The 18,430-nt window shown below is 49.3% G+C and carries 14 protein-coding genes; 13 read left to right on the top strand and 1 reads right to left on the bottom strand.

Annotation, left to right across the window (positions count from 1 at the left end; all coding sequences use genetic code 11):
- Positions 1–43 precede the first annotated feature (43 nt).
- From M0Q40_01725 to nagA, 7 genes are all read left to right on the top strand, one after another.
- Positions 44–6,187, top strand: a complete 6,144-nt coding sequence (locus M0Q40_01725) for an SLBB domain-containing protein (protein MCK9221340.1) — start codon at positions 44–46, stop codon at positions 6,185–6,187.
- Between the two features lie 14 nt (positions 6,188–6,201).
- Positions 6,202–7,659, top strand: a complete 1,458-nt coding sequence (locus tag M0Q40_01720) for a GumC family protein (protein MCK9221339.1) — start codon at positions 6,202–6,204, stop codon at positions 7,657–7,659.
- A 21-nt stretch (positions 7,660–7,680) separates the two neighbouring features.
- Positions 7,681–8,376, top strand: coding sequence for a CpsD/CapB family tyrosine-protein kinase (locus M0Q40_01715; protein MCK9221338.1), 696 nt, complete (start codon positions 7,681–7,683; stop codon positions 8,374–8,376).
- Positions 8,376–9,197, top strand: coding sequence for a tyrosine protein phosphatase (locus M0Q40_01710; GenBank protein MCK9221337.1), 822 nt, complete (start codon positions 8,376–8,378; stop codon positions 9,195–9,197). Before M0Q40_01715 ends, M0Q40_01710 begins: the two co-directional genes overlap by 1 nt.
- 93 nt (positions 9,198–9,290) lie before the next feature.
- Positions 9,291–10,199: a ParB/RepB/Spo0J family partition protein gene (locus M0Q40_01705; protein MCK9221336.1), complete on the top strand. Its 909-nt coding sequence runs from the start codon at positions 9,291–9,293 to the stop codon at positions 10,197–10,199.
- Positions 10,200–10,209: 10 nt separating this feature from the next.
- On the top strand, positions 10,210–11,046 hold the full coding sequence (locus M0Q40_01700) for a hypothetical protein (protein ID MCK9221335.1): 837 nt from the start codon (positions 10,210–10,212) through the stop codon (positions 11,044–11,046).
- A gap of 1 nt (position 11,047) precedes the next feature.
- Positions 11,048–12,223 (top strand): N-acetylglucosamine-6-phosphate deacetylase, encoded by a 1,176-nt coding sequence (gene nagA, locus M0Q40_01695; protein MCK9221334.1) that lies wholly within the window; start codon positions 11,048–11,050, stop codon positions 12,221–12,223.
- Positions 12,224–12,244: 21 nt separating this feature from the next.
- Here nagA and M0Q40_01690 read toward each other — a convergent pair whose 3' ends face one another.
- Positions 12,245–12,739, bottom strand: a complete 495-nt coding sequence (locus tag M0Q40_01690; protein MCK9221333.1) for a 1-acyl-sn-glycerol-3-phosphate acyltransferase — start codon at positions 12,737–12,739, stop codon at positions 12,245–12,247.
- 657 nt (positions 12,740–13,396) lie between these two features.
- On the opposite strand from M0Q40_01690, the gene M0Q40_01685 reads away from it, so the two are divergent.
- From M0Q40_01685 to panC, 6 genes are all read left to right on the top strand, one after another.
- Complete coding sequence (locus M0Q40_01685) at positions 13,397–14,164, top strand: type III pantothenate kinase (protein ID MCK9221332.1); 768 nt, start codon at positions 13,397–13,399, stop codon at positions 14,162–14,164.
- 2 nt (positions 14,165–14,166) lie between these two features.
- Positions 14,167–15,351: a bifunctional phosphopantothenoylcysteine decarboxylase/phosphopantothenate--cysteine ligase CoaBC gene (gene coaBC / locus M0Q40_01680; protein ID MCK9221331.1), complete on the top strand. Its 1,185-nt coding sequence runs from the start codon at positions 14,167–14,169 to the stop codon at positions 15,349–15,351.
- 160 nt (positions 15,352–15,511) lie between these two features.
- Positions 15,512–16,429 (top strand): DUF2520 domain-containing protein, encoded by a 918-nt coding sequence (locus tag M0Q40_01675; GenBank protein MCK9221330.1) that lies wholly within the window; start codon positions 15,512–15,514, stop codon positions 16,427–16,429.
- Positions 16,413–16,772 (top strand): aspartate 1-decarboxylase, encoded by a 360-nt coding sequence (locus tag M0Q40_01670; protein ID MCK9221329.1) that lies wholly within the window; start codon positions 16,413–16,415, stop codon positions 16,770–16,772. The genes M0Q40_01675 and M0Q40_01670 overlap by 17 nt, the downstream gene beginning before the upstream one ends.
- Positions 16,773–16,774: 2 nt before the next feature.
- Positions 16,775–17,548: a 3-methyl-2-oxobutanoate hydroxymethyltransferase gene (gene panB, locus M0Q40_01665; GenBank protein MCK9221328.1), complete on the top strand. Its 774-nt coding sequence runs from the start codon at positions 16,775–16,777 to the stop codon at positions 17,546–17,548.
- Positions 17,549–17,560: 12 nt separating this feature from the next.
- Positions 17,561–18,424, top strand: a complete 864-nt coding sequence (gene panC / locus M0Q40_01660; GenBank protein ID MCK9221327.1) for a pantoate--beta-alanine ligase — start codon at positions 17,561–17,563, stop codon at positions 18,422–18,424.
- The last annotated feature ends 6 nt before the right edge of the window (positions 18,425–18,430 follow it).

Below are 18,430 nucleotides of genomic sequence, written 5' to 3'. Positions count from 1 at the left end.
ATCTGGATAAGAATCCTTTATTGAGCATCTGGGGTGTGGATAGATGAGAAAAAGGGTAAATTGTTTGCTTATTATCGTTGTTTGTGTGTTAGCAGCAACTGCCCATGGTGCTGCCGATGAGTACTTGTTAGCGCCCGGCGATGTGTTGCAGATTTCGGTTTGGGGTCATCCGGATTTACTAACTATTGTGCAAATAAGACCGGATGGTAAGATTGGTGTACCACCCCTGACCGGGGATATTGTTGCATCGGGAAAGTCTAGCTCTCAGTTGGCCAATGAACTGATGGAGCGAATGAAGGAGTTAATTGTTAGTCCCCGGGTAACCGTTGTAGTTAAGGAGTTTAGAACGATTCAGGTAAGGCTATTTGGTGAGGTACAGGTTCCCGGTCTATATGATCTGAAGCCCGAGTCAACCATCTCAGAGCTGCTTGCTCGGGCCGGAGGACTGACCCCGGAGGCGTCGATCAGCGAAATTAAGATCACTCGCGACGGCCAATTGGAGATCGTTGATTTTGCCCAGATCGTCAGTGAGGGCAGACGGGATCAGTTTAGTCTGGAGTCAGGCGATATTGTATTTGTGCCAAAGGAGAGGAAAGCCCTGGTCCTTGGTGAGGTTAATGTACCTGGCGCTTACACAGTGCGAGAAGGTACCAGGATTCTTGATTTACTCAGCCTTGCTGGCGGATATTCCAAGGAAGCTGATCTTCGTCAGGTGGTGTTACAAAGAGGAGACGACCAGCATATAGTTGATCTAGAAGTAATACGCAGAAGCGGTGGTGGGGCCAACAATATCGAGATATGTGCAGGGGACATTATGTATGTTCCTAAGGCAGAGCAAGTAGTCATTTTGGGTCAGGTAAATAATCCCGGAGCCTTCCAGGTAATGGGTGATTTAAGTCTGCTCGAGCTGATTGCGATGGCAGGAAATACTACAGAGGGTGCTTTGATAGATCAGATAAGTATTACTCGTAAAGTAGGAGGGCAACAAGAGCGCATTGTTGTCGATCTGGATGCGATTTTGCAAAAGGATCAGAACAAGCCGGATATCCCTATTTTCGGTGGCGATGTTGTCTTTGTTCCTAAAGCTGAGCGGGAGGTTATTGTCTTTGGTCAGGTTCAGCGTCCAGGCTCCTATGATCTCAGACCCGGAAGTCGGCTTACGGATGCAATTGCTATCGCTGGTGGTATTACCGAGTTGGGTGACGCCACCAAAGTCAGTATTAGTTCTAAGGATCAGGCGGAGCCGGTGGTCGTTGACGTGAAAGATGCCATATCTGCACGGCCGAAAGCGGATAATCCACATTTGTCGGGTGGGGATATCATTTATGTTCCTGAGACAAAACGTCACGCCATCGTCTTAGGTGAGGTAAGGAATCCTGGTACATATGTAGTTGAAGAAGGGGTCACCATTTATGAACTCCTGGCGTTGGCGGGTGGTTTGGATGTTACTGCTGACAAGGCGAAGATCAGCATCACCCGGCAGACGAGTGATGCAGTGCTGATTAAGGAGTTGGATCTAGGAGACGCCCTACGTCAGGTAGTTAGTGATGAGGTACTAGTTAGGCCAGGGGATGTTGTGTATGTCCCCGAAGACAACCGGGGTGTGTTGCTCCTTGGAGAAGTGCGTAATCCAGGGTACTTCAAGATTGCGAAGGAATTAACGGTACTAGACGTTTTGGCTCTAGGTGGCGGTCCTACTCCTCAAGCGGACCTGTCGGCGGCAAGCCTAAGCTTAAGAGTCGGCGATGATGTTCGCCTGATTGAGATAGACCTTGAGCAAGTGTTAGCGCGGCCATTTTCAGAGACGAACCGCCTGTTAGAGGGCGGTGAGGTACTTATTGTTCCCAAGGTGGAACGACAAGTGGTCATTTTAGGCGAAATACGGGTGCCAGGGGGATACGAGATTCTACCCGAGGCAACATTATTGGATATGATCGCCTTAGCGGGAGGGCCTACGGAAAGGGCAAATCTTGGGGAAGTCAGTCTGACTCGGCAGACAGCCACAGGGCCAGTGCTGTGTACGATAGATGTTTCAGCGATTCTGAGCAATACTAAGCCAGAGGATAACCTTCCGATAGAACCTAGGGACGTCATCTATGTGCCAAAGGCACAAAAGCAAGTGGTCGTGTTAGGGGAAGTTCAAAGCCCCGGTGTGTTCGATATCCAAGAAGACATTCGGTTACTCGATGCCCTAGCCATGTCCGGCGGCGTGGCTGAACATGGTGATGCGGAAAATGTGCATGTTCTCCTTAAGGACGGAACACGTAGAGTCTTCAATGTCCAAAAGACCATGTCCGATGCTCCAGATGGACTGTTGAGCCCAATTATAGAGCCGGGCGGTGTGGTCTATGTTCCTCGGGCTAGACGGGATATTACGGTGCTTGGGGAAGTGACACGACCGGGAACGTATACGGTGATTGGACCTACTCGACTCCTTGACGCACTTGCTATGGCCGAAGGGACTACACCGGAGGCGGATATTGACCTAATCTGGTTAACAAGCGAAGATAGGGATCAGCCTCAAAGATACAGCCTCCTTGAGGCAAAGGCAGATCCCAAGGGACCATTAAACCCAATTCTTTCCGGTGGGGACGTAATCTACATAGAGAAAGCAGAAGAACGCCAGGTGGTAGTCTTTGGCGAGGTTAATGCCCCGGGTGTATATAACCTAGAGCCGGGTCAGGGTCTGCTAGAAATTATCGGTCAGGCAAAGGGATTTTCGTCCTTTGCTGATGTGGAAGCTGTTGCCCTACGGAGAATCGAAAACGGGAGTTTTGTAAGCAAAGAGATTAATTGCCAAACGCTACTACAAGATGACGGTAGTAGTAATATACCCTTAGTGGGCGGGGATGTCATATTTGTTCCCAAGCGGGTGCGCCAGGTTACAGTCCTTGGTGCTGTAGCAAGACCAGGACGCTATACTCTTGAGTCATCAGCATCAATTCTTGATGTGTTAGGTCTGGCTGGTGGGCTTGCCAAAGAGGCGAACGCCAGTGGTCTTATGCTCTCACGTCCTGAGGGTGCTGAGTTAGAGAAAATAGATCTCGAAGCAGTAGAACAGCAACCCAATATTGCTCAGAACATTATGCTAAGTGGCGGGGAGACCATAGTTGTGCCCCAGATGGCCACTGAAGTGTTGATTTTCGGTGAAGTGAGGAGTCCCGGTGCCTATGCGATCAAAGGTGCTACTTCTGCGTTAGAGGTGGTGGCAAGGGCTGGGGGATTCACGCTTTTTGCGGATACCGAAGAGGTGACCATAAGTCGGCTAACTGACGAAGGGTATTCCCCGATTCAGACCCAATTTGATCTTGTCACACCCGATGTAGTTCGAGGTGGGGATGTTATTTATGTGCCTAGGGTGGAACGTCATATATGGGTGCTTGGTGAGGTACGTAATCCTGGTGTCTTCCAGGTTGATGAAAAGGGTTTGAGTATCATGCAGCTTCTTGCCCTCGCGGGAGGACTAACCAGTAAAGCTGATGCGACAAAGATCAATGTGCACGTAGATGAGCGGAGCCTAGTGGTGGGTCTAGACGGGGAGAATCAACCGCAGAACAGGCTCGTGGGCGGTGAGGTAGTGTATGTACCTGCTACTAGGCAGGGTGTGTTGGTTGTTGGGGAGGTAAGAAATCCGGGATATTACGTTCCCGAGCCGGGCAGTCGTGTTCTTGATCTGATTGCCATGGCCGGTGGTCTAAATGAGCAAACCGCCAGTATGCAGGGGCGGTTGAGTCGGTTTGGAAATGAATCAGATCCATTGCCGATTGACTTAGCGGCCTTGGTTTATCAAGGTGATCCAAAGGAGAACCTTGTTATTCATGGCGGAGATGTCCTCTTTATACCGAAGGAAAACAGGGAAGTTGTTGTTTTGGGGGAAGTACGAATTCCTGGTCGGTATACGATTGCGGCAGGACATGATCGACTGTTGGATATCATTGGATTGGCGGGTGGATTGAATGCTAACGCCCGTCAAGACGCAGTGCGAATCATTCGAGCGGACGGTAAGCAAGAGGAAATAGATTTTGTGGAGGCCCTCACAAATAGCGACTTCAATCTAGGGCTTAAGCCCCAGGATATGATCTACGTACCCCGGGACGAACGGGAAGTCCTCGTGTTAGGTGAGGTCACTCGACCGGGACACTTTGGCTATCAGAAGGGTCTAGGTCCGCTGGAACTCTTAAGTAAGGCAGGCGGGGCAACGGAAGATGCCGATCTTTCTGGGGCCTACATCCTGCGTAAGAGTGCCGATGGCAGTTATTGCAGAATACCGGCTGATCTTGGCAAGCTAACTAGCCAAGACGTCGATGGGTTTGTCCACATTTTGGCCGGCGATGTACTATATCTACCGAGGGCCAATAGGCGGGTATTGATTTTAGGTGAAGTCAATCGTCCAGGTACGTACCTTACTGAGCCGGGAGATACACTCCTTGACCTTATTGGAAAGGCCCAAGGGCCCACTGTTCAAGCTGATCTCGAGAGAGTGTCCTTAAGCCGCGACGATCGGACTGAAGTCTTGGATGCTAAGGCGATGATGGGTGATGTCAATCAGGACAATCCGTTACTGGTCGGTGGTGATATTGTATTCATTCCCCGTGCTAATCGTCAGGTATTAGTTCTTGGTCAAGTGAACAACCCGGGCTACTATATAGTAGATGCCGGCGCCAGAGTCCTAGATGTGTTAGCCATGGCCAAGGACATTACGCCCAAGGCAGATCCTTCCAAGGTCACCTTAGTCCGAGACGAAGACGAGATACGCATATATACGATGGATTTGAATGCGGTACGCCAGCAATATGACTTGACTTCCAACATTGAGGTGCAGGGCGGAGATGTGCTTATTGTGCCCGAAGGGGAACATGATGCACTTATTCTCGGTGAGGTAAGTCACCCGGGAACGTATCCTGTCAAAGAAGGGGAACGGTTGTTTAATCTGATTACCAAGGCTGGTGGACTGGCCCAAGATGAGCTTGGGGAGGCAATTGTAGTCCGCAAAGCAGCCATGGAACCTCGTAGAATTGTGGTTGATCTGCAAACAGTGTTGCACGAGCCAGATAGCAGCGACAACGTAGAGGTCTTTCCTGGCGATCTGGTTTATATCCCCCTCGTGCGCAGACAGGTATCGGTATTGGGTGCTGTGAATCGCCCGGGTCAGTATACGCTTTTAACCGGGGACTCACTATTGGATATGGTAGCAAAGGCGGGGGGATTGCGGGATGATGCTGACGGAGACAGCATCATAGTCGGGGACGAATCGGGAGAGGAAATCTACAGTCTAACCCGTATCGCCTCAGGATTAATGGATAGTCCCCTACTTAGTCCAGGCTGTGCTGTGTATGTGCCGATGCTAACACAACAGGTCTTAGTCTTCGGGGAAGTACGCAATCCTGGGGCCTATCCCTTAGGAACTAACAATCGGTTAGTTGACATTATTGCCCTAGCGGGAGGGGTTACCGATCGGGCTAATACCCAAAGCATTACCCTAAGCAGGGCAGATGGAGCAGTAACCCATGTCTTTGACTTGTTTTCGCTATACAAGCTGCAGGGTGATGATGTCCGGATATCCCCCGGTGACATTGTCTATGTACCAAGGGCTCGTAATGTGATGGTTCTTGGACAAGTACGTAGTCCAGGTGCCTATCTTCTTCCGCAAGGGTCTCGGCTCTTGGATGCAATCAGTTTGGCTGGAGGAGTGTTGCCCGGGGCAAGTCTAGACCAAATCACCATTACCAGAACTGAAGACGACCAGGATGTTATCTTGCAGGCAGATTTTCATGCTCTGACCCATCAGCTGGCGCTTAACACGAATTATCCGATCCAAGAGGGAGATGTGATTTTTGTCCCCGAAGCAAAACTGGAAGTGGTTGTATTGGGACAGGTTAAGCAACCGGGAATGTACTCAATCGGCCCCGATACCCGTGTTATGGATGTAATTGCTATGGCTGGCGGTCCAACAGAGCGGGCAGCCCTGCAATCGGTGGGGATTTACCGGGGGGCGGATGTTTCCCAGGTTGGAGAGGCGTCCTTGGGGGATAAGCTGTTATTCGAAGGGGATGTAAAGAAAGCAAATCCAATTGTGGTTGGTGGCGACATTATCTATGTACCCGAAACGACATCCCCAGATTGGAATACCATCTTTCAGTTCCTCACAGGGGTTAAGTTGTTTAAGGATCTGGTTACTGGGTGGTAGGGGGGTAGTAAAACATGGAAAGCATGGAAATCATGGAGTACTGGCGAATCATAGTCAGGCGCAAGGAGATCATCATCGTTTTGCTCCTGACCGCGCTCATCAGCAGTTATGTTGCCAGTGAACTTACAGAGCCGGTCTACGAAGCTTCTACGACGATTATGATCCGTGATCCGACTAGCAGCCTCGAGATTCCCTTTTTCGATACGGGGGCGTTATCAGGGAAGAACCCTGTGCAAAACTACGTCGAGATTCTAAAAAGCCGTCATTTGGCTCAGTTTGCGGCATCGAAGCTCGGATTAGAAGATGACCCCCATTCCTCTGAGTTTCTGGGTTTTAAGCAAGGTATTAGTGTGCTACCTGTACAAGGGACAGATACGATTCGGATTAGTGTTCAGTCCACGGATCCTAAGTTCGCCGCTGAGGTGGCAAATACTGTAGTTGAGGCCTTCATTGAGTTGAATCAACTGGCCAATCAAGAGGAGGCAAGAAACGCAAGGGTCTTTATTGAAGAACAGCTGACCATCGTACAGCAGGATCTACTGGCCGCGGAGGAGGCGCTAAATAGGTACCGGACTGAGCATAAGGTAATTGCGCCCCTACAGGAGAGCGCGTCATTGGTTTCAGAGTTGAGCGCGCTAGACAAAATGATGGCCGAGACGATGGTGCAGATTAGTGAGGCAAAAACTCGAATGTCTAAACTAGAGGAGCAGTTAACACAGCAAGATCAGACCCTGATTGCCTCCCGGTCGGTCACTGATAATCCGCTCCTAATGGAACACCGGGCCGAGCTCGGACGCTTAGAGGTGCAGCTTGCAGCGTTGAAACAAACATATACAGGTGTTCATCCGCAGGTGATAGCTGTTGAGGCACAAATCGATGAGGTGAAACGGCAGATGGCTGTCGCCCTTCAAGATGTCGTTGATAGCGAAAGCCGGGCGACAAACCCAGTGTACCAGAGTATTCTACAGGATCTGATTGCCTGGCAAATTGAGGTCATTGCTCTTGAGGCTAGGTTGAGTACTCTACAAGATCTGGTGGAGGACAAGCAGCAGGCTATGGGAGGCCTACCCAGTACAGAAATGGAAGTACAAAGGCTAACGCGAAACCTTAGCGTAACCGAGGAGTTGTACACTCTCCTTCTGACAAAGTATGAGGAGATCCGGATCACCGAAGCCATGAAATCAGCTAACGTGCAGATCGTGGATAAAGCGGTGGTGCCTCAGCATGCGATCAAGCCAAGAAAGAAACTGAACCTGGCTATATCAGGGTTTCTGGGTCTGTTTGTTGGTTGTGGTTTAGCCTTCTTCCTAGAGTATATTGATACCACAATCAAGACCGCTGAAGAGGTAGAGGAACTGTTGGGATTGCCTGTACTGGGGATGATTCCTAACTTTGATGATTCCAATAGACCACGAAAACGCAAAAGGAAACGAATGAGCCCCAAAAGTGGCTCTGCAAAACGTAGTATCTGATAGAGTCGGGAAGTGAGAAGCTTGGACAAGCGAGCCAGTGGTGCTATCACAAACCTAGATCCAAAATCGCCGGTAGCCGAAGCCTATCGTATGCTGAGAAGTAACATTCAGTTTGCGGGCATCGATCGGGAGTTAAAGACGCTCCTTATTACCAGCGCAGGTCCCGAGGAAGGAAAGTCGACGACCCTTCACAATCTTGGGGTAGTAATGGCCCAAAGTGGCAAGAAGACAATTATTGTCGGGTGTGATATGCGCAAACCAACCTTGCATCGTATCTGTGGAGGGCATAACCGGGTGGGCATAACCACCGTTCTCTTGGGTGAGATGTCTGTGGATGAGGCTATCCAGAAGACCGATGTCCCGGGTCTTTCGCTACTGAATTCAGGACCAGTTCCTCCTAATCCATCGGAGCTTGTTGGTTCAGCGGGGATGGAACACCTACTTGATGAACTAAAGGGGAGGGCGGATATCGTTTTAGTTGACAGTCCTCCGGTAATCGCCGTGGCCGATGCAGTTATACTCGCCGCAAAGGTAGATGGAGTCATTCTTGTGGTAAACGCAGGGCATACCCAGTATCAAGCTGCAAAGGATGCCAAGGCAGCCTTGGACAACGCCAAAGCCAACGTCATCGGTGCGGTCTTAAACAATGTTCAGGTCAGTAAGGGGAATTATTACTACTACTATTACTACTATGATCAGACTGAGGAACAAGCCTGATGGTTGTAGTTGATATTCATACGCATGTTCTTCCGGGCCTTGATGATGGTGCGGATAGTATGGAAGAAGCCGTGGCAATGCTTCGCACAGCAGAGGAAGCGGGTATTGCTAGCGCGATTGCAACTCCCCATTTCCTGATGAAAGATGAGTGGGAAAGCTATATTCACGCTGCGCAGTTGTCCTTTGCAGAACTAACTAAGCAAGCGGCGGGTAATGGTCTGGGAATATCCCTTCATTTAGGCTTTGAAGTGGAGTTTGATAGCGGTCTGCTCAATATCAATGACGTTACTCCGTTGACCCTTGCAGGTACCGGGGTTTATTTGCTATTAGAGTTGCCGTTGAATCAGATTCCGCCCTGTGTCGAGGAGGTCCTATTCCGAGTCCTAGTTAAAGGAGTAATACCTATCATTGCCCATCCCGAGCGGAACGCGGTGGTGTATCATCAACCGGAGTTCTTGCATTGGCTAGTGGAGCAGGGGGCATTGCTTCAAGTTAATGCAGGCAGCCTGCTTGGGGTATTCGGGACACGGGTGAGGGAAGTGGCCTGGTCCCTACTTGAAGCCAAAATGGTTCATGTTATTGCCTCGGACATGCATCGTAAGTCAGGACATCGGGGAGTATGTTATGGACAAGTGAAGCAGGAGCTCCAAGGGCGAATTGAACCGCATTATTTGAAGGCACTCTTGGAGGATAATCCCTCGGCAGTGCTTGCGGGGCGAGAAGTCAAGGTTGAAGATCCCCTTCCCCTGCCGAGGTTTGGTGTAAAGCCCCCTTGGTGGCAAAGAATCCTAGGAAGGCTAAAAGGCTCTAACGAGATTTGAAGTCACGAGCATAGCGGACTGTTCTATGCTGTGAAAGGCGGTGTTGACGGGCTACATCTAGGAGTAGAATCTGTGGTTGTGTAGCCGAGTTAGATGAAAGTGATGAGTGTACCCATTAAGATGATCGAAATTCCCCCAAGACAGATACGTAGAAGGGCAAGTCAGGAGGGCATCAAGACCCTAGCTGATTCTATCGCCGAGGTGGGTCTGTTACATCCGATCACAGTAAGGCCATTAAAGGGGGATATGTATCGTCTTATCGCCGGCGAAAGACGATTTCAAGCCTGTAAATTGCTAGGATTTGAGTACATTGAATGTATTATCGCGGATCAGACTATTGATGCGACCCGTTTTCAACTGGTTGAAAACGAGCAGCGAAGTGAGCTGGATCCCTTGGAACGAGCTGTCTGTATTATGCAGTATCTCAATGAGACTGGGCTTTCCAAGAACGCCTTGGCGGAAAAGATAGGCATTCCCCGCACCACTATGCTAAACTGGCTACTTATCTTGGAGGCGAGTGAACGGCATCAGCGGGCAATTGTGAATAACTTCCAGGGAGGAACTAGTGTACTGACTTTGTCGCATCTAGCCGTGGCAAAAAGAACAGCCAGACGTCTAAAAAAGGATCAACTCCAGGATCAACTGCTTGATCTTGCCGAAGAGCAGCAACTAGCGCGCAGCGATCTAGAAAAGGCATCCAGACTCCTCATTGAAAACAGAAAGCTAACGCCCATGGAGGCGATTCGTCGGGTGCGACCCGTTGAAAAGTTTAGACAGCCCCGACTTCAGGAGCAAAACCCACGCCTTGCCAGTGAACAGGCAAGCGTTATCTCGAAGATAAATGAGGCCTTAGATGAAGCTGGGCGGTACTTCCACCAGTTGGATCAGGGTCCAAGAATCGTTCTTAAAGAACAGGAACGCCAAGTGCTAACCACGAAATTAAGAGAGATTGAGGAGCTGGCGTTAGATTTGGCTGCTGTCTTAAGCTCCACAAGGGATTAGGGGGATTGTGATGTTTAGAAAATGGATACAAGTGGTGGCAATATGTATAGTACTCCTACCCAACCTAGCTTTTGCCGTTGAGCCGCTGAAATTAACCATTGATACATATCCGAACCTAGTATTTGAGGTGATTTATCCTCAAGACGTTGACCAGCAGGAAGTAATTAAAGATCTAGACAAAGTCGAAAGCATTCTAGGCCAGGACATGACTAAAATCGCGGTGTCGGAGAAAAACAGCGGTGCCCTATATGGCCGACCACCGCGTATTGATGGACGTATTAGCTATTCATTGCCTTTAGGTGAGATTGTGTCTGTGTTTGAAAGATTTGCTGAGACTGAGTGTACGGTGACCGTGGATACCGCCATAGGGTGGGAACTGGCTGGTGACCTAGACACTGTCTCTCATACGGTGGAAACCAAAGGTACCCTGAATCACTACAAATACACGGGAACAACGTCGCAGGCTTGGCCTACCCTAGGGATTGATTACTCGGTAGAGAGAAAAGGTCTGGTCTTTTTCATTGTTCAGATTGTGCTCTTGTGTATCGCTGCACCGTTGGTTATGTACCAAGGTGGTACCTATGTAGTGGATCTAGTGATACAGAAGCGGCGCCATGAGGATCTGAAGAAGATGATTTCCTGGGTTAGTGTTGCCAGTACACTAATCGAGATTGGGGTAATCTACCTGGGCTTTCAGATTTGGCATTGGATCCCTGTCGGAACTTATTTTCTTGGCTTCAATGGTGCCTTCCTCACTAGTATGGGAAGTGTTCTTGTGTCCATGGTTTTATTGATGGTTGCCGGGTATAAGGTTGAAAAGCGAGCCAAAAAGTCAGGGGTGCTATGAATTGCGGGGAATAACTTATATTATCAATGGAAGTGTAGTGACCCCAACTGGGATCATCTCCCCAGGATATGTGGGTCTTAGTAATGGCTGTATTGCCGAGGTAGGACCGATGGACGCATTATGTGCGTCGTCGGATTCTGAGACCATTGATGTGTTGGGCTGTCTTGTCCTACCGGGCCTAATCGATATCCATACCCATGGCAGTGGTGGGTTGGAGGTATTGACTGCAGATTGGCAGGACATGGCCAAGTTAGCAAGGAACATGCTTAGGTTTGGAGTGACTTCTTTCTTGCCAACACTGACAGCCACTAGGCTACAGACCATGTACCAAACCACCAAGGCCGCACGCATTGCCCAAGGGAAGAGTCATGGTGGTGCCAACATCCTCGGAGTTTACTTCGAAGGTCCGTACATGAATCCCGAGTACCGGGGAGCTCAGCCTTTGGAGCATGTTCGAAACCCGGTGCCCGGTGAGTACTTACCACTTCTAGATGAGTGTGAGGACATGCTACGAATAATGCTTGTGGCGCCGGAATTGCCCGGGGCGCTAAAACTCATTGAGGAGTGTACCTCGCGGGGGATCATAGCTGCCTTGGGTCATTGTAAACCAACCTATGAACTCGCAAAGCAGGCAGTGGCCTCTGGTGCTGACCATGCGGTTCATGCATTTAACGCTTGTCCGGATTTCAAGAAACGGGATCCGGGGCTGGCGGGGGCGTTCTTGAACTCCGAACAGATGTATATCGAGATTATTGCCGACGGTAATCATTTGCATCCAGCTGCAATTGAGATCGCCTACAAGCTAAAAGGACCGGACAAGATGATCCTGATCAGTGATAGTGTACCCCTAGCGGGGCTACCCGATGGGGTATACGAGTGTTGGGATCAGCACATTGAGATTCGGGGCTCCAGAGCTAATCTTGCCGATAGTCCTGGTGTGCTTGCAGGTAGTGTAGCGGGTCTTAATCAGTGCTTAGGTGTGGCGGTCAGTGATGTGGGTATTCCCCTGGAGAATGCGGTGCAGATGGCTTCAACCACTCCTGCAAAGCGCCTAGGGCTGCAGAGTAAGGGCCGTATCGAGCCGGGGTTGGACGCAGATATCGCGGTTCTAAACCGGGATTACTCTGCGCGGATGACCTTGGTCGGTGGCAAGGTGGGTTTTAGGCAGGACGACTAATATAGCTTTAAAGGATATGATTTATTCGATGATTGGGTCGATGAATTGATTGACATAGGTTAGTTTTCCATCTCCCAATCGTAATACCTCGTCTATGAACAACTTGTTGACTTGCTCATAGACAAGATGCTTCTTTGCTGGGTCTTGGGGTTTTTTCTCCGAAATCGGTGGCCCAAAGGCTACGCGCATGTTGTGTTTTTCTGGGACAATAGCGCAGGGAATGATGGGAACTTCCAAGCTCGTGGCTAGCATTGCAACCCCGGGCAGAGGCTTGTATACTAACAAGTCGTTCGAACGTTCACCTTCAAAGAAGATTCCGACTGCCTTACCCTCCTTTAACAGGGATATGGCTTTGCAGATTGCTCTCCGATCACTTTTCCCTCGTTTAACAGGAAATCCTCCTAGCATGGTGAGAAAGACCCGGGAAAAGAAGGAGTTAAATAACTCTTGCTTAGCCATGAAGTGGACCTTCCGCGGACAGGCAATGAAGACAAAGATAGAATCATAAAAAGTCACGTGGTTTGGTGCCAGAATAAAGGGACCCTTCTTCGGAATGTATTCTGTCCCTACAATTTCCCATCGATATCTAATCTTAAAAACGACAGACCAAAACAGTCTGTACAGTGTATAGACCACTCCACACACCGAGGTTGCGTTATTTCAAGTCTTTGGATTCGAGGAACGCAGGATTCCCTCGGTTTCCCTCCTTCATATCTATCTTCTTCATATTCGAAAGTGTCCTTTGAGAAACCCCTGGTAAACCTTGTCTGCTGAGGGCAAAACGACCGACCTGTTCCTTTAGTATTTACACTTTGTGTATTCCCTTAGACTATGGGAAAATCATACTGGCATTTGTGCGCTTCCCTCACCAACTAAGATCTAGTAGGATAGGTACTGCACAGCCTTCGACTTTCCCATCACCAACAGATATGACCCCGGTGAGTTCTACGGAAGCCAATTTACCGTACCCTTAGGTAACTGCTCATCGAAGTTACCCCGGTCACCACTTTGAACAGTGAGCCTGATTCTATTAGTGGGTACTATACTCTTACGTCTCATCATCAAAGATTTACAGTCTACAATACTTCAACACTCCAGGCCCTTTTTCCTTCTATATCTTGGCAGCATTATCGGGGTGTGATATGATGAATTCTATAAAGGAGGAGTTGTCTGGTGTTGCTGACTATCGATGTGGGAAATACTAATATCACAATCGGAGCGTTCAAGGGCGAATGCCTGCTAAAAACCTGGCGGATAGCCACCCGCTCAGACCGGACAATCGACGAATATCGGTTAATGTTTCGGGCCTTTCTTGAAGAAGTAGATTCCTCAAATGGTCTAGTCCATGGTTGTGTTATAAGTAGTGTAGTGCCAAATGTTACTCCCCTTATCACTGAAACTGTACGGCATCTTTGGGCTGTTGACGCATTAGTTGTTGGTCCAGGAGTAAAAAGCGGGATCAAGGTGCGCGGGGATAACCCCCGGGAAGTGGGTGCCGACCGCATTGTAAATGCAGTAGCCACCTATCAGTTCTATCCAACGCCAGCGATCGTTGTCGATTGCGGAACTGCTATTAGCTTCGATGTGGTTACAGACAAAGGGGAATATATCGGAGGGGCAATTGCACCTGGTGTTGGCATGGTATCCGATGCTCTTGTTGTTCGCACAGCTAAACTGAAACGGGTGGAGCTAAACCGACCAGTACGCGCAATCGGACGCAATACTGAAGAGTGCATGCAGTCTGGTATTGTGTTTGGGTATATTGGTTTAATCGAGTACATCTTAGATAAGATTGCCAACGAACTTAATGAGGAACCCTATGTTGTTTTTACCGGGGGACAAGGCGGGGTTTTGATCAATGAGTTTAAGGATCGGTATACACATGATCCCGAGCTGACCCTGAAAGGACTACAAATTATTGCCAAGTTGAATGGGTGGTAGAAATGCAGGGTAAAAGAGTAGTACTTGGCATCACCGGAAGTATCGCAGCTTACAAAGGGGCTCAGATTTGCAGTGATCTAGTCAAAGCAGGAGCAATAGTTGACGTGATCATGACTAAGGCTGCCATGGAGTTTATAGGGCCACTAACATTGCAGAACATCGCTAACAGTAAAGTGCACACGGATATGTTTGCTCTACCAGATAATTACGATGTGGAACATATATCCTTAGCACAGAGCGCGGATTTGGTTCTAATTGCCCCGGCTACTGCTAACTGTTTGGCAAAGCTGGCTTCAGGTCTGGCAGATGATTTACTAACTTGTACAGTCTTGGCCTCCAAGGCGCCTGTGGTAATCGCTCCGGCAATGAACACAAACATGTATCTAAACTCCATTACCCAGGAGAACATCCAAAGACTCAAAGACCGGGGGATGCGCTTTGTTGAGCCGGCCTCCGGTAGATTGGCCTGTGGAATGATTGGACAAGGTCGTCTTGCTTCTGTGGACCTGATCGTGGATACGGTGCGTCTGGTCCTCGGGGATGCGGGAGACTTGGCCGGGAAAAAAATAGTGGTCACTGGGGGCGGCAATCGAGAGCCTATTGATCCGGTACGCTTTATCGGGAATCGTTCCTCTGGCAAGACCGGAGTTTATATAGCCAGGGAGGCGCGGGATCGGGGTGCCCAGGTCGTGTTGATCTCAGGTCCGACGGAATTGACCCCGCCGGTTGGCGTGGAGTTTGTTGGGGTTGAGACTGCCTTGGAAATGCTAGCAGCAGTGCAAGAACATACTAAGTCTTGTGATGCGTTGATTATGTCTGCGGCTGTTGCCGACTATCGGGTGGAAAATGCAGCTTTAAGCAAGCAGAAAAAGCAAGAGCGGCTGACGATAGACTTGGTCCAGAACCCGGATATTCTAGCCAGCACCAACGGTGATTTTATTAAAATTGGTTTTGCCGCAGAAACAGAGAATCTGTTGCCTGCTATGAAGGAGAAAATACTCAAGAAGAATCTTGATCTAATCGTGGGCAACTTGGTAGGGCAGCCCGGCCGCGGATTTGAGTCTGAGACCAATCAAGTGGTGATCATGGATCGAGAAGGCACCACGGAGCATTGGCCTATGATGGAGAAAGAAAGGATGGCAACGAAAATTCTAGATCGACTGCAAAATCTACTTGCCGAAAAGTAGCATATGCTGTATCATTAAAAAGATAATATACAAAGCTAATTGCTTTGGGTATCAGTAATAGTGTTTGCCGCTTGGATCCAAATGACCGAGACGGTTCTTACTGGATAGTAAAGTCAACCTGCGGTCAAACTGCAGGTTTTTTGTTTTGGGGGGTGAGGAAATGCATAGTGGTCAATTGGCAACTTATTTTGGAGACATCGGCATTATTGGTGCTGGTGCTGTTGGTTTTGGTCTAGGCTATGCTCTTCAAAAAGCGGGCCTAGGTCCTGTGGCTATTGCCAGCCGCACCGAGGCTAGGGCATTAGAGTTGGCCGATGGGCTCAAACAAGGAAAGGTTTGCACTCCAGAGGAGCTAGTAGCTTTGTGTCAGACGGTGTTTCTTACGGTCTCCGATGATCAGATCAAGAAGGTCTGTGATGAGTTAGCTTGGAACGCGCAAAGTATCGTAATCCATTGTAGCGGAGCCCATAGTCTTGACGTGCTAGGCGCGGTGCATAGCGCCGGTGGTCGGCGGGGAGCGTTCCACCCGTTAAGTAGCTTTCCTAGTCGTAGCTTGAGTAAAGAACGATTTCAACGGACTTTCTTTGGAGTTGAAAGTGATGATGATACCCTCCAAGATGCTCTGATTTCCTTGGCGGAGGCTATTGGTCAAGGGGCCTTGACCGTTGCCGGAGAGAAGCGTGTCTTGTACCATATTTGTGGAGTCATAGCATCTAATTACCTGGTTGCTTTGGTTGACGCGGCATTGGATCTGTTCTGTACCGTTGGGTTTACCCAAGAGGAAGGATTAGAAGCCCTTTTGCCTTTGATCCTAGCTACCTGTGATAATATCCAGCGGGTTGGCTCAAAGGAAGCGTTGAGTGGACCCATTGCCCGGGGAGATACGGGGACAGTCCTTACGCATCTTAAGGCGCTACAGGAGCTAGGGAATCCAGATTTGCAGGCCCTATACGTAACCCTTGGACGGTTAACAGTGAATGTAGCTTGGGAAAAGGGGACAATAACAGATAGGCAATACGAGATCCTCATGGATGTCTTTAAACAAGAAGGGAGGATGGGCAATGCGGAATATGCTTAAAAGCAAGCTGCATCGAGCTAGAGTCACCGATGCCAATGTTAACTACGAAGGTAGTATCACCATAGACGAGGGATTAATGGAACTAGCTGATCTAGTGCCGTGGGAAAAAGTGCAAGTTGTGGATGTGACCAACGGGGCACGACTTGAAACCTACGTTATACCAGGTGAGAGGGATAGTGGCTGCATTCAGATAAACGGAGCGGCGGCCCGTCTTATTTTCCCGGATGATCTTGTAATTATTTTTTCCTACACTTGGGTTGATGAGGCTACAGCTCGTGAGTATGAGCCTCGGATCATATTACTGGATCAGCATAATCGTCCGAAAAAGGCCAAGGAGGCATAGATATGAGTATAACCACTACAGATATTCGCAGTATGAAAGGACAAAAAAAGATCACCATGGTCACTGCCTACGATGCGCTAATGGCGAAGATCGTGGACTCTGTAGGTATCCCCCTAATTTTAGTGGGAGACAGTGTTGGGATGACGTATATGGGTCTACCCACTACCGTACCAGTGACTATGGAGCATATGTTGCATCATACCAGGGCGGTCATGCAGGGCGTGAGTAACTCTCTGGTTGTTGGGGACCTTCCTTTCATGAGCTATGCTACCGAGGAAGTAGCATTGATGAACGCTGGTCGTTTCTTACAGGAAGGAGGGTGCCATGCGGTCAAACTAGAAGGTGGGCAAGAGGTTGCCGGGGTAGTGCGCCGCTTGGTGGAGGCAGGTATACCGGTGGTGGGTCACATTGGCTTGCTTCCCCAATCGATTAATCAACAGGGTGGCTATCGGATCCAGGGGAAGACAGCGCAACAGGCCCAGAAACTAGTAGACGATGCCAAGGCTCTAGAAGAAAGTGGGGCTTTTACTGTAGTGCTTGAGGGGATTCCTGGCGAACTAGCAGCAAGGATCACTGGTTCCGTTGGAATTCCCACGATTGGAATTGCGGCAGGTCCAGACTGCGATGGTCAAGTGCAGGTTATCACCGATCTGTTAGGAATGCAGGAGGATTTTGTCCCCAAACATGCCAAGCAGTATGCGAAGTTGGCTTCTGTTATACGGCAAAGCTTAACGCAGTACAAGGCGGACGTTGAAGAAGGACGGTTCGGCCGTTAGGGGGAGTGTCAGTTGAGACTCTGTAGGACGATTCAAGAAGTACGCGATTACCGGGACAAGGTCCAAGGAAGAGTCGCTTTGGTGCCAACGATGGGTTACCTGCATGAAGGTCACCTAAGCTTGGTGCGCAGGGCAAGAGAGGAAAATGACGTTGTGTTCGTGAGTGTTTTCGTCAATCCCACGCAGTTCGGTCCCAATGAGGATTTTGCCAGGTATCCCCGGGATATGCAGCGAGATTTAGCCCTACTAGAAGCAGAGAAGGTGGATGCAGTCTTTGCACCGGACAGTGGAGAGATGTACGTTGAGGGATTCAGCACTTATGTTGAGGTAGAAGGGCTGAGTAGCTCCTTTGAAGGGGCAATTCGGCCGAGACATTTCCGAGGAGTAGCAACAGTTGTTAGCAAGTTGTTCAATATTATCCGACCTGACTATGCCTATTTCGGACAAAAGGATGCTCAGCAGGCAGCGGTGCTAAGAAGAATGGTCAAGGACCTGAACCTGGATGTGACCATAGTGCCATGTCCGATCATTCGGGAAGAGGATGGCCTTGCAGCAAGCAGTAGAAACATCTATCTCGGCGAGGAAGAACGCAAAGCAGCTGTTCTTCTTTACCAAGCACTTCTGGCTGGGTTACAGTTGTGGCAGGGAGGAGAAAAGAATCCTGAAGTGATTACTGGCAAAATGAAGGAAGTTATGCAGCATCCCTTGATCTCCCTAGACTATGCCGCGGTTGTATGTGAGGATGATTTTTCCCTTGTCAACGAGGCAACGGAAAAAGACCTCTTGATTATTGCGGCGAAAGTTGGTACAACTAGACTAATAGATAACATGCATTTGCTGTCGAAAGGGAGAGGAGGAGTTACAGTTACCCTCTAGGTGACT

Source organism: Limnochordia bacterium, from assembly GCA_023230925.1.
Taxonomy (GTDB): Bacteria; Bacillota; Limnochordia; order DUMW01; family DUMW01; genus JALNWK01.
The sequence above is the reverse complement of the archived record's forward strand: the minus strand, read 5'-3'. Positions and strand labels throughout refer to the sequence as shown.

Bases quoted from the DNA above. Each gene is read 5' to 3' on its own strand.
- M0Q40_01725 (MCK9221340.1), top strand. From the start codon at position 44: ATGAGAAAAAGGGTAAATTGTTTGCTTATTATCGTTGTTTGTGTGTTA.
- M0Q40_01720 (MCK9221339.1), top strand. From the start codon at position 6,202: ATGGAAAGCATGGAAATCATGGAGTACTGGCGAATCATAGTCAGGCGC.
- M0Q40_01710 (MCK9221337.1), top strand. From the start codon at position 8,376: ATGGTTGTAGTTGATATTCATACGCATGTTCTTCCGGGCCTTGATGAT.
- M0Q40_01705 (MCK9221336.1), top strand. From the start codon at position 9,291: ATGAAAGTGATGAGTGTACCCATTAAGATGATCGAAATTCCCCCAAGA.
- M0Q40_01700 (MCK9221335.1), top strand. From the start codon at position 10,210: ATGTTTAGAAAATGGATACAAGTGGTGGCAATATGTATAGTACTCCTA.
- coaBC (MCK9221331.1), top strand. From the start codon at position 14,167: ATGCAGGGTAAAAGAGTAGTACTTGGCATCACCGGAAGTATCGCAGCT.
- M0Q40_01675 (MCK9221330.1), top strand. From the start codon at position 15,512: ATGCATAGTGGTCAATTGGCAACTTATTTTGGAGACATCGGCATTATT.
- M0Q40_01670 (MCK9221329.1), top strand. From the start codon at position 16,413: ATGCGGAATATGCTTAAAAGCAAGCTGCATCGAGCTAGAGTCACCGAT.
- panB (MCK9221328.1), top strand. From the start codon at position 16,775: ATGAGTATAACCACTACAGATATTCGCAGTATGAAAGGACAAAAAAAG.